We start from the raw sequence: 11881 nt of genomic DNA on the forward strand, positions 1-11881 counted from the left end.
TATATTTTTGCACAGAGTTGTTGTTTGGGGGCGATCGCAAGGAGAGCGGCGTGGCTGGGGGCGTGGGTCGATCGCCAATCTGTAGCAGGGCGTTGCCTATGCAGATCCCCATTTGTCTCAACTAAACACGCTTTCTCAAAGTCCGGCAGGGGTTTAAACCTGCCGAACTAAGGGTTTGACGCGCTTGCTGCCACCAATGAAACTCCCCCTACCTACAAATAATCTCCAATCACTTTGGTCAATAAAAAGCTAAAATATAATCTAAAGTTATTCAGTCTTTTAAATCGCTTATGACTGCTGCTGCACCCTCTTCGATAAAAAACCAAACTCAGTACGAAGCCATTATCGGTCTTGAAACTCATTGTCAATTGAGTACGAATACTAAAATTTTCTCCAGTTCTTCTACAGAATTTGGCAATGCTCCAAATACTAACATTGACCCAATTTGTATGGGAATGCCTGGAGTGTTGCCAGTATTAAATCAAAAAGTTCTGGAGTATGCGGTGAAAGCAGGGCTGGCTCTCAACTGCGAAATCGCACCTTACAGTAAGTTTGACCGTAAGCAATATTTCTATCCCGATTTGCCGAAAAATTATCAAATTTCTCAGTTCGATTTGCCGATCGCCACTAACGGTTCGATAGAAATTGAACTGGTGGACGAGGCTGGCAATTCTACTAGAAAAAAAATCGGGATCACTCGCTTGCACATGGAGGAAGATGCAGGCAAATTGGTTCACGGCGGTAGCGATCGGCTCAGCGGTTCTACTTATTCAATGGTGGATTACAACCGCGCCGGTGTGCCTCTGATCGAAATTGTTTCGGAACCGGACTTGCGATCGGGCGCGGAAGCTGCCGAATACGGTCAAGAAATACGCCGGATCGTCCGCTATATCGGTGTTGGCGACGGGAATATGCAGGAAGGTTCGCTCCGGTGCGATGTGAATATTTCGGTGCGCCCGGTTGGTAGAAAAGAGTTCGGCACGAAGGTGGAAATTAAAAATATGAACTCTTTTAATGCGATCGAGCGGGCGATCGATTATGAGATCGAGCGGCAAATTCAAGCTGTGGAAAATGGCGAAACCATCGTCCAAGAAACGCGGCTTTGGGATGAAAATAAGCAATGTACTTTCAGTATGCGGATTAAGGAAGGTGCGAGCGATTACCGGTATTTCCCGGAACCGGATTTGCCTCCGATCGAGGTTTCTGCGGAGCAATTGCAGGATTGGAAAGCTCAACTGCCGGAATTGCCGGCATCCAAGCGCCATCGCTACGAAACCGATCTCGCTCTTTCTCCCTACGACGCGCGGGTGCTGACTGACGACAAAGCGGTGGCGGAGTATTTTGAAAAAACGATCGCCGCTGGTGCTGTGGCTAAACAAGCTGCCAATTGGGTGATGGGCGATATCACTGCTTACCTGAAAAATGAAAAACTGGCGATCGCAGAAATTCCTTTCCAACCGCAGGATTTAGCCGAACTGCTGGCGCTAATTGATGCTGGCACGATCAGCGGCAAAATCGCTAAGGATATTTTGCCGGAGTTGCTGGCAAACGGTGGTTCTCCTCAGAAGTTCGTTGAGAGCAAGGGTTTGATTCAAATTTCGGATACTGGGGCGATCGATCAAGCGATCGATGCAGTTTTGGCCGCCAATCCCAAGGAGCTCGAACAGTACCGAGCCGGTAAAACTAAGCTGCTGGGCTTTTTTGTCGGCAAGGTGATGAAGGAAACGGGCGGCCGGGCTGATCCCAAATTGACCAATGAGCTGCTGGTGGCGAAGCTTAACGGTTGAGGCAAAGCAGTCGTTAAGGCTGGGCTGTTTCATTTTCCGTAGGGGCCGTGCCCCCGTGCCGGCCCTCTTGGTCTGATCTGCCGATCGAATCGTCTAGGTCGGGGGTAGGCACGGGGAGTAGGGGTCGCACTACCCCTACAAAATTGCGATTTTTGTGAGAAGGAAACCGCTTTGGTTAAGGGGATCGTGTAGCGGATACAGCGGCGCGCGATCGGTTTTTCCCGAGCTCGCCGCGCGATCGCCCTTCTCGCTGGCTCGTAACTTTATAATTAATCTACATTTCTTTACAACATCTTCACGTTTGGGGGTAACACCCCTCATGCTGACCGTGTTATATTGTGTTATGTAGATGCACCCTGATGGCAGAGAGAGTTACTTAGGTAGCTCTCTCTTTTTTTGTCTTTTTTTTTGCACGGACGTGAAAATACGGATGGGAGAGAGGGGGATTGGCCATACCGATTCCCGATTACTGATTACCGATTAGCAATTACCGCTTTGAGTCGATTAATATCAACTTTAGTTATTAACTAATTTTGACATTATGAGCGAACAAGCTAGCGAGCTAATCAAGCAGGGGATTTCGCAATATCAGGCGCGCCAATTTGAGGCGGCGCTCGGTTGTTGGCAGGAAGCGCTGGCGCTGTATCGCTCAATGGACGATAAGCGGCGATCGGGTGCGGCGCTGGGTAATATGGGCGTAGCTTACGAAGCGCTGGGAAATTATGCTCAGGCGATCGACTGTTACCAGCAGCATTTGGTGTTAGCGCGGGAAATTGGCGATCGCCGGGGTGAGGCAAATGCTTTGGGAAATCTGGGCAATGCTTGTTGTGCTCTGGAGGATTTTTCTGGTGCTATTGATTACCAGCAGCAGCGTTTGGCGATCGCGCGGGAAACTGGCGACGGGCGCTCTGAGTTGGAAACTTTGGGTAATTTGGCGCTAGCTTACGATGCTAAGGTAGATTTGCCTGGTGCGATCGAATGTTATCACGAGCAGTTGTCGATCGCGCGCGCGAGCAAGGACGATCGCATTGAGCGCAATGCTCTCAAGAATTTGAAGCTTGCTTACAAGTATTTAGCAGATTACGAGAAGGCCAACGAGTACCGGCAGCAGCAATTGGCGATCGTCCGGGAACTGTTTTTAACTGATAAAAATAAGAGTTTTGTACAACTTGCACAAACAGTTGGTTTGAATCCGATTGAGGATTTTGCAGGGGCTAATTTAAGCGGTTTTGACTTGCACTACGCTGATTTTAACGGTGCGGATTTGCGCGAAACCAACCTCCGGGGAGCAGATTTGACTTTGGCTGATCTCAGCGGTGCTTTGCTGAGCGCTGCTATTTTAATTGATGCTAACTTGTGCAATGCTAATTTGCGGGATGCTGAACTCAGCAGCGCCAATTTAAGCGGTGCTGATTTGCGGACAAAGCTGCCCAGGGCGAATTTGAGCGGTGCAAATTTAACCGACGCCAATTTGAGCAGTGCTTATTTACCGAATGCGATTTTAGTAAATGCAAATTTGACAAATACTGATTGCAAAAATGCTGATTTAAGTGGTGTTAATTTGAGTGGTGCGAATTTAAACGGTGCTGATTTGAGCCGCGCTGATTTAAAAAATACGGTGGTGGAAAATGCGAAGTTTTTTGGTTGTCTGGGAATTTCGGAAGCGGTGAAAGCTGAGTTAAGGGCACGGGGCGGGATTTTTGAGTAGAATGGGAAATGTTGGTAATTCTAGAGGGTAACAAAAGCTATGACTGCCGTAACTGCAAAACGATTCTCGATCGCCGAATACCACCGTTTGGGAGAACTGGGTTTTTTTGAACCGGATGACAGAGTTGAATTGATTCGCGGAGAAATTATCATTATGGCTGCTAAAGGTACGTTTCACTCTGTTTGTAATTCGCTGCTGTTTGGAGAATTGTACGCGCTGGTGGGAAAAAGAGCGATCGTGCGCGGTCAAGAGCCGATTACTTTGTCGGATGATAGCGAACCAGAGCCTGATGTTGTGATTACCCGCAATCGTTCTGACAATTATTTATCTTCTCACCCGGAGCCGGCTGATATTTTGTTGGTAATTGAGGTTTCTGATTCTACTTTGAAATACGACAGGAGAACCAAGTTATCTATCTATGCTGAATCGGGAATTTCTGATTATTGGATATTTAATTTGGTAGATATTCAACTGGAAATGCACAGCGAACCTTATCAAAAACAAAGAGGTGGTTTCGACTATCGAGTCAAACGAGTGGTTTTGCCGAATGAGGTTGTGGTAATTCCAGGTTTCCCAGATTTGTCTCTCGATTTATCTGCGGTATTTCCGGCGCAGATGGGTGAGTGAAGGTGAGGAGTGTGTAGGCCGGGGCCGGGGCGTAGCCATCGCCCGGATTGATGATATAATGCAAAACTGCGATCGAACTCTTCACCAAAGTAGCCCTATGACTGCTCAAACTCTCGCTCGGCCAGAACAAAGCGTCCAGCTATCGGGTATCAGTTGGCAAACCTACGAAAATTTGCTTGCCGAAATCGGCGATCGGCAAATTCGACTGACATATAATCGCGGCAATCTTGAAATTATGGTACCTTCTCCAGAACACGAACGCTTCAAAGAAGTATTGGGTCGATTTGTGGAAACCTTAGCTGAAGAATTAGATGTGAAAATTGAACCTCTTGGTTCTACCACATTTAAACGTCCTGAACTTAGCGGTAAAGAACCAGATAAATGTTTTTACATTCAGAATCTGAGTGCAGTTAAAGGCAAAAAAAGAATCGACATGAATCTAGATTCGCCACCGGATTTAGTGGTAGAAATTGATATTACCAGTCGTTCCGAAAATAGTTTGCAGATTTATGCGGATCTGGGAGTGCCGGAAGTTTGGATTTATAATGGAGTGCGATTCAGAATCAACAGATTGGAAAATGGAGAATACGTTGAGTGCGAGATCAGTTTAGCATTTCCTAGTTTACCGATATTAGAGATTGTCAGATTTTTGGAACAAGCAGAGACAATGGACTATTTGGAATTAGTGAAAGCATTTCGGAATTGGGTAAAAAGCCAAATTCAGCAAAACCAATGAAGGGCGGATAAAATTAAACAAAATTTACAATTTTACCCACGATAAAAAGCTGTTTTGTGATAAAATAGAGATGATAAACTAATTTTAATATCAATTACAGGCTGGTAGTGCCAGCAATTCTACCCGATATGCGATCGCTAGAGTCTCACAACAAATACCCAGATTGCTTGTGGATGCAATTAGAAGCAATTCCACTTCCATCGGTTGCAGCCCAAACCCAGCAGGTAGACATTCACTTGAGCCTGAATTTTAACGAGCATTGGGAACCCCTGCTAGGTGGTCGCGTCAAATTTGGTCTGCAAGGCGGAACGCTCAAACTCTATCTAGAAAACTGCGAAATTCCCCTAGCATCGCGTCAGTTAGTCGGTTCTTTCAAGCTTTTGCCCATTAAAGAAACCCTGCCGATTGAAAGTAGTGCAGAAATTTTAGTGAGCGAAAGTCAGCGGGTAGTTCAGGGCGGGGAGAAGGCGGAAAAAACTAAGGAAACAGAGAGCAGATTTTGTCACGTTTCCACAATCAGCGATGATACAACGCCAGCTTGGATTTTTTCAGTAGAACAAGGCAAATCAGTATTAAAAGGTTTGCTAAAAAGTGCTAAGCTGGGAGAATTAGCTGCCAAAGAATTTCGGATAGTAGCGGCTTTTGAAGTTGCTCAAGAAGATATTTATCTCACAGATGCGGAGGGTTTATGGCCGCACGATATCACGCCAAATCAACATTCGGTTTTAGAAAGAATCCTGACTGTATACCTGCAAGCAAATAAACTCCAACCTGCCCTCAGTTGGGCGCTATTGTCCTACAATTTGCCTCCGGTTGAACCGCGTGAGGTGGAAATTGTCCCGGAAGCTGAATCGCAATTGCAGGAAATGGTCGATCGCATTATTTCCGCTGAAACCGACAACTTTGCAGAGTTGGCAAAAATCGCCAATCTCAATCCAGCACGAGATTTCGCTGGCAGTAGCTTGCGCGGAACGACTTTAAGTGCAGTGGATTTTAGCAGCGCAAATCTCGATCGGGCAAATTTCCGGGGTGCAACCTTAAACGATGCCGATTTCAGCGACGCCAACCTGCAAAATGCCAAATTCGGCGGTGCAGATTTGAGTGGCGCTTTCTTAGGAAATGCTGATTTAAGCGGCGCAGATTTGCACAAAGCAAGTCTAGCTTTAGCTAACCTCAGCGGTGCCAATTTGAGCGGCGCAAATCTGCTGGAAGTGAACTTAACAAATACTAATTTCAGCGGTGCGAATGTCGAGTCAGCCCGATTCGGGAACAACTCAGGAATCGATGAGGAGATGCAGGTGAATCTACAGCAGCGAGGCGCAATTTTTGAAGAGGTTTAGTGGGTAAGTGCGAGTTCCCTTTCATTCATCCCCCTCCATTGTGGCACGGGCGTCACGCCTGTGCGATGGAATTTCACCTTAAAACTATCGCATCTGAAAAAAGTTGCTTCTTAACCCTTAATTCTGTAACTAAATTTATAGAGGGCGATGAACCGTAGCTGTTAAGACTGTAAACAGGTATTTCTTGCCAACACTGACGGCAAAACCAATAGACTTGACTGTGGCGAAGGTGACGCAGCATTTGATTCGTGCAGGAAGGACAGCTTGTCATAAAAACCTCTTTTTTATCGACGAAAGTGTATTTGTCTCTTGTTGCCAAGTGCTGTAAGCTGGGTTGAAGCAGCAACTCTATGAATGTAGAGGTAAGAAGTAAAGATTTGGTAAAGAATACAAGGTTGTTAAGGAATTGATTCAAATCGAAATATTTCGTAAAAATAGCAATAACTGAGAGAAATTGTATCGAACAATCCCCAGATTTCCAGAGAGGATATTAAGATTGTCAAGTCTTAAGAATCCTGCGTCTGGCATACCGGGGAGTGTCAATCATCCCATCCCAAAATCTCTACCACTTTTCCCGGCAGGGTAGTGACTTCAAATGGTTTGCGAATTACCCCAGCAACACCCATTTCGGCAAATTCAGCCATATCGCTTGACATAACTCTGGCTGTCAGCAGAATCACGGGAATCGATCGAGTTATGGGATCGGATCGGAGACGAGCGTACACAGCAAATCCATCCATTCCCGGCATTGATAAATCCAGCAAAATAGCGTTAGGTCGTTCTGTTTGTAGGATTTGTAAACATTCTTGTCCTGATTCGGCCACCAGGGTGTTCCATCCCGCGAGGTCTTCCAGGCACAACTGTAGCAGTTCGCGGAGGTGTTCTTGGTCATCAACGATGAGAATTTGTTTCCCTATCATCTTGTTTTCGGGCAGGAGACTGCCATCATAATTAGCTACTTGCAAAGTGTTCATTTTATTTTGGTTGATTAGAAATCAATTTTTCGGTTGCCAATTGGGTCTCAAATACACATCTTTAAGCAATTGCTCAAAGATGTATATTTGAGAGTTGAATCCGGACTTCGGATTGCTCAACTCTAAACTCTTTAGCAAGCCAATTGTTAAACAATCCTGCTGTATTTTAGCCACATAGATATCAGGATCTACGCGGTGGGGCAACGGGATGAGACTTTGAAATCCACTAGGAAGGAAATAACCTTCTACTCCAGCCACTTTGGTAGGTTGACCTTGAATTAAAACAGTTTCTGGAGTGATTTGGAGATTCAATTTGACAAGATGAAGGTCAGAAATGTGAACTTCAAGGATAAGTGTCACATCCTTTTCTTGAATTTTAATGCCTGTGATCGGTGTTTCCTCTGTATGATCAATCCAAGGTGTGGATTGCTGACAACCAGTGGGCAAACCGGAAAATGAACCTGCGAGATCCTGATTTACATCATTCAAAGCCTGAAAAGCATTCATTGAGTCTCCTCCTAATGCAAAGAACTGTTAGCTGCATAACAGGAGACTAAATAGCAACGGTAAGGATTTGGTAAAGATTCGGTTATTGTTACAAAACTTCACAAAAATGGTGAAAGTCAATCATCCCATCCCAAAATCTCTGCTACTTCTTCGGTCAGGGTGAGGGGTTGGATCGGTTTGGCAATTACCCCAGCTACCGCCATCTGGGCAAATTTAGCCCGATCGCTGGGCAAAACTTTCGCTGTCAGCAGAATCACTGGAATCGATCGGGTAATCGGATCGGACTGGAGGCGAGCGTACACAGCAAACCCATCCATTCCCGGCATGGATACATCCAGCAAAATGGCGTTGGGTTGTTCTGTTTGCAGGATTTGTAAACATTCTTCTCCCGATCCTGCCCCCACTGTTTCCCATCCGGCTAAATCTTCTAAGCAAGCCTGCACAAGTTCCCGAAGGTGTTCTTCATCGTCCACAACTAGAATTTGTCTGTTTGTCATGGGGTTTTGGATTTGAGATTTTGGATTTGGGATTGATGCTACAGATTAATCTAAGCGTTATTCAATGATGGGTAAGGGTAGGGTGAAGCAAAATGTGCTGCCTTCACCTAAGATACTTTCCGCCCAGATTTTGCCGCCATGCCGCTCAACTATACTGCGACAGATTGCTAAACCTAAGCCGGTGCCTCCTTTTTCACGGGAGTCGGAGGCATCGACTTGCTGAAATCGACCAAAAATGAGTTCTAGTTTATCGGCAGGAATGCCTCGTCCCCGATCGCTAACTTGGAACAGCACAAAGTCTGTCTGGTTTTCGGCACTCAGATGAATTGTGGAATCGGCAGGTGAGAATTTAATTGCATTACTGACCAAATTTGTTAAAGTTTGGACGATCGCATCTCCTGTTGCCCAGACTTCTGCATCCGTGGGGATAACGATTAATGATATCTGCTGTTGAGTAGCGATCGCCTGAATGCTATCTACTGCTTGCTGCATCAAATCGGCAGCTTTGCAAACGGTTTTCTCCACAATTGCCCGCCCGGAGTCTAGGCGCTCCAAATCTAAAATATCATTAACCAGGTTCACTAATCGATTGGTATCGAGGAAGGCAATTTCAATCATGCGTCTAGATTTTTCTGGCTTTTTATCATAAACCCCACTTTTTATTAGTCCCAATGACATTTGAATTCCTGTCAAAGGAGTGCGAAGTTCATGGCTGACAATGCCAATGAACTCATTTTTAATGTGTTCGAGCCTTTGTCGTTCCGTAATATCTTCCCCAATGCTGATCGTGCCAATAATGTTTTCATCTAAATCTTGCAGCATGGTATTGTTCCAGGCAATAAATCGTTCCTCACCCGATTTGGTCAAGATAAAATTTTGATAATAGGGATGATAGTTATGGGCTAAAACTTCCGAAAAAACAATTTTAACTGATTCTTGAAGAGAACCGGGTAAGAAGTTTTCAAACCAATTTTTTCCAATAACTTCTGGGTGAGTATATCCCGTAATTTTTAAGAAGAAAGGATTAACGTAATGGACATTTCCCTCTATATTAAGTCCGACAACAATCAACTGCACGTTATCCAAGAGCGATCGCCAGCGTCGTTCGGCTTCTCGGATCGTGGCTTCGGCTTGCTTACGTTCTTGCAGTTCTAGCTGAAGTTGTCGGTAGAGTTTGGATTGCTGAATGGCGATCGACAATTGGCTGGCAATCTGTTCAAGTAATTCTATTTCCCACGATTGCCATTGACGAGGTGCCGTATTTTGGTAGATAGCTAACAAACCCCAGAGATTTTCTCTCAAAAATATCGGGAAAACTGCATAACTTTTTGCTTGGAATTGTTCCACTAGCTCGATATGACAGGCTTGAATTTCATCTGTGTAAATATTATTAATAACAAAGTTTTCATGATTGCGGAATCGACCGCCTTGAGTTTCTTGCAGATAGGTATCTGCACAATTTTTTTGAAGATCGCTCCCTATCAGTTGTACCCAATCCTCACCAACTGACTCCACGACAAAATCACCACTCCAATCAGGATTAAAGCGGTAAATGGCAGTGCGATCGGTTTGTAATGTCTGCCTGATTTCAGTAACAGCAGTATTTAGAACGGCATTCAGATCCAAAGATTGGCGAATCCCTTGAGTAATCCTCCACAGCAAATGTTCCTTTCGGGATTTCTGTAGTAAGGCTGCTGCAGCCTCTTGTCGAACTTCTTCGAGGTGCTTCGCTACGGTAATATCTTGATGAACGGCCACCAGAACATCGCCATAGTCGGAATGATTGAATACGCAGCAAGTGGCACTACACCAAAATGGAGTCCCATCTTTCTTGACATTATGAACTTCATAGCTAAATTCACCCCTTTGTAAAACGGCAGACCGAATGGCTTGATTGACATCTTCAGGACTGACCGATTCGCTGCCATAGTTGAGAATCGAAACGTGCTGACCGTTGAGTTCGCCAAAGTCATAGCCAAACATCTGCTCAAATTTAGGATTGGCATAGACAATTACTGCATTCTCGGTTCTTACTAAGCAAATGCCTTCCGCCATGTTGCGGGTAATGACAGCCTGAAGCTCCAGCATTTGTTCGGCTTGTTTAAGTTTAGTCAGATCGCGCAGAATAACGATTATCCCTACAATATTTTCGCCTGCATCACGTAAAGGCGTATAAGTAACGCTCAAAAATTGCCTGACTAAATTGGGAGAATCAAACCAGTTTTCATACTGAATTGTCTCGCCCTCCAAACATCTGTCTAACCGAGGTTTTATCATATTATCGAACACGTCTGCATCCAGGATATTCCTAACATATTTTCCGATAACTTCGCTTTCAGATTTGTTGCACCAAGTCAAATAAGCTTGATTGACTATTTGATAAATATAGTTGCGATCCATCAACACAATCCCATCTGTTGTATTGAAGACGATGCGTTCATATTGGCGGAATGCTTCTTCAGTACGTTTGCGCTCGGTGATATTAAATACGCTAGAACGACTCATCAGGAAGTTACCTGCTTCATCATAAACTGCTGTAGCATTTAAGTTGATCCAAATGTGTTCTCCGTTTTTCTTCAACATCTGAAACTCTAAATTCTCGATCCAGCCTTGTTTTTTAAATAAGGGAAAGTTTTGATAAAAAATATTTTTACTTTCAAGTGTCATTAAATCAACAAATTTCTTTTGGTTTACAATTTCATCGCGGGTATAGCCTAACCACTTCAGTTCCGTATCATTAATCATAATTATTGTTCCTGCTGCATCTAGGGAATGATAGCCACAGGGAGCATTATTATAGAGGTCTTCAACTTGATTGATATATTGTTGCAAGTTATGGTTGACTTCAGTGAGTTCTGCAGTCCGTTCTATGACTCGTTGTTCGAGTTCAGTATTGAGTTGTTGTAGGGCAAGTTCTGCTTGTTGCCGCTGCCTCAGTTCCGTTTGTACTCGCTCAAATAAATCAGCTTGCTGAATGGCAATTCCAGCTTGAGTTGCTAGCTGTCGCATGAGTTCAATTTCTGATGGTTGCCATTCGCGAGGTTCTGTACACTGATGGGCAATCAATAATCCCCAAAGTTCTTCTCCCTTAAGGATAGGAATAACATGGCTAGCTGTAACGTGAAAATTTGGCAGGAATTCCCGGTGATAAGTATCAATTCCGGCAGTATAAATATCCGATTTAGAGGTGAATAAGCCTTGTTTGAAGGGTTCGATATAGCTTTCAGCAAAGCAAGGCTCGTGTATCTGAGTGGATAAGATTGCTGTCCACTCTGAACCAACTGATTCTACCACCACCTTTCCGCTCCAGTCTGGAGCAAATTGGAAGATAATTACGCGATCGCATTGCAGAATGTTTCTGAGGTCAGTTACCGTAGTGTTGAGAATATCTTCGAGTTTGAGGGATTCGGAGAGAGAAACTGCTGTTTTAGCCAGGATTGGGTGTGGCTGTTGTTGCCCTTTCCCATAATTATCATCAGTATGTTCTATCATGAGTCTACTTAATTAACTACATTGTTTAGATTGAGGCCGAAACCGGGTTTTTAGCCCTCGTGCGTAAGTTCTATTTAAGTATTTGAGGACTTACGCAATCATCCCAGGTATGGGGGCAACCGGGCGTGGGGAGAGCCTGACAGGTGTAGGTTTTTTACGAGGGGGTAGTATAAAATCAATTAAACCAGGCGAAAATAAGGGTGATTCAACGAA

9 protein-coding genes are annotated in these 11881 nt (G+C 44.6%); 5 read left to right on the forward strand and 4 right to left on the reverse strand.

The annotated features are described in order from the left end of the window. The first annotated feature begins 290 nt into the window (after window positions 1-290). From gatB to QUA58_RS26340, 5 genes are all read left to right on the forward strand, one after another. Entirely contained in the window at window positions 291-1787 is a 1497-nt protein-coding gene (gatB, locus tag QUA58_RS26320; RefSeq protein WP_333255727.1) for an Asp-tRNA(Asn)/Glu-tRNA(Gln) amidotransferase subunit GatB, read from the forward strand. 541 nt (window positions 1788-2328) lie between these two features. Beyond that, window positions 2329-3495 (forward strand): pentapeptide repeat-containing protein, encoded by a 1167-nt coding sequence (locus QUA58_RS26325; protein WP_333255728.1) that lies wholly within the window; start codon window positions 2329-2331, stop codon window positions 3493-3495. A gap of 39 nt (window positions 3496-3534) precedes the next feature. Further along, window positions 3535-4122: a Uma2 family endonuclease gene (locus tag QUA58_RS26330; protein WP_333396938.1), complete on the forward strand. Its 588-nt coding sequence runs from the start codon at window positions 3535-3537 to the stop codon at window positions 4120-4122. Window positions 4123-4219: 97 nt separating this feature from the next. Beyond that, complete coding sequence (locus tag QUA58_RS26335; protein ID WP_333396949.1) at window positions 4220-4858, forward strand: Uma2 family endonuclease; 639 nt, start codon at window positions 4220-4222, stop codon at window positions 4856-4858. Between the two features lie 107 nt (window positions 4859-4965). Further along, complete coding sequence (locus tag QUA58_RS26340; RefSeq protein ID WP_333396941.1) at window positions 4966-6198, forward strand: pentapeptide repeat-containing protein; 1233 nt, start codon at window positions 4966-4968, stop codon at window positions 6196-6198. A 539-nt stretch (window positions 6199-6737) separates the two neighbouring features. On the opposite strand, the gene QUA58_RS26345 is transcribed toward QUA58_RS26340, so the two are convergent. The 4 genes from QUA58_RS26345 to QUA58_RS26360 all read right to left on the reverse strand — a co-directional run bounded on the left by QUA58_RS26345 (window position 6738) and on the right by QUA58_RS26360 (window position 11668). Then, window positions 6738-7118 (reverse strand): response regulator, encoded by a 381-nt coding sequence (locus QUA58_RS26345; RefSeq protein ID WP_333396951.1) that lies wholly within the window; start codon window positions 7116-7118, stop codon window positions 6738-6740. Between the two features lie 75 nt (window positions 7119-7193). Further along, window positions 7194-7679 carry a hypothetical protein gene (locus tag QUA58_RS26350; protein ID WP_333396943.1) on the reverse strand — a complete coding sequence of 162 codons (486 nt, stop codon included), beginning with the start codon at window positions 7677-7679 and terminating at the stop codon, window positions 7194-7196. Between the two features lie 116 nt (window positions 7680-7795). Then, a complete protein-coding gene (locus QUA58_RS26355) occupies window positions 7796-8176 on the reverse strand; it encodes a response regulator (RefSeq protein WP_333396945.1) in 381 nt (126 codons plus the stop codon). Between the two features lie 57 nt (window positions 8177-8233). Beyond that, window positions 8234-11668, reverse strand: a complete 3435-nt coding sequence (locus QUA58_RS26360; protein ID WP_333396947.1) for a PAS domain S-box protein — start codon at window positions 11666-11668, stop codon at window positions 8234-8236. Window positions 11669-11881: the final 213 nt, after the last annotated feature.

Source organism: Microcoleus sp. N9_A1 (assembly GCF_036701795.1).
GTDB lineage: Bacteria > Cyanobacteriota > Cyanobacteriia > Cyanobacteriales > Microcoleaceae > Microcoleus.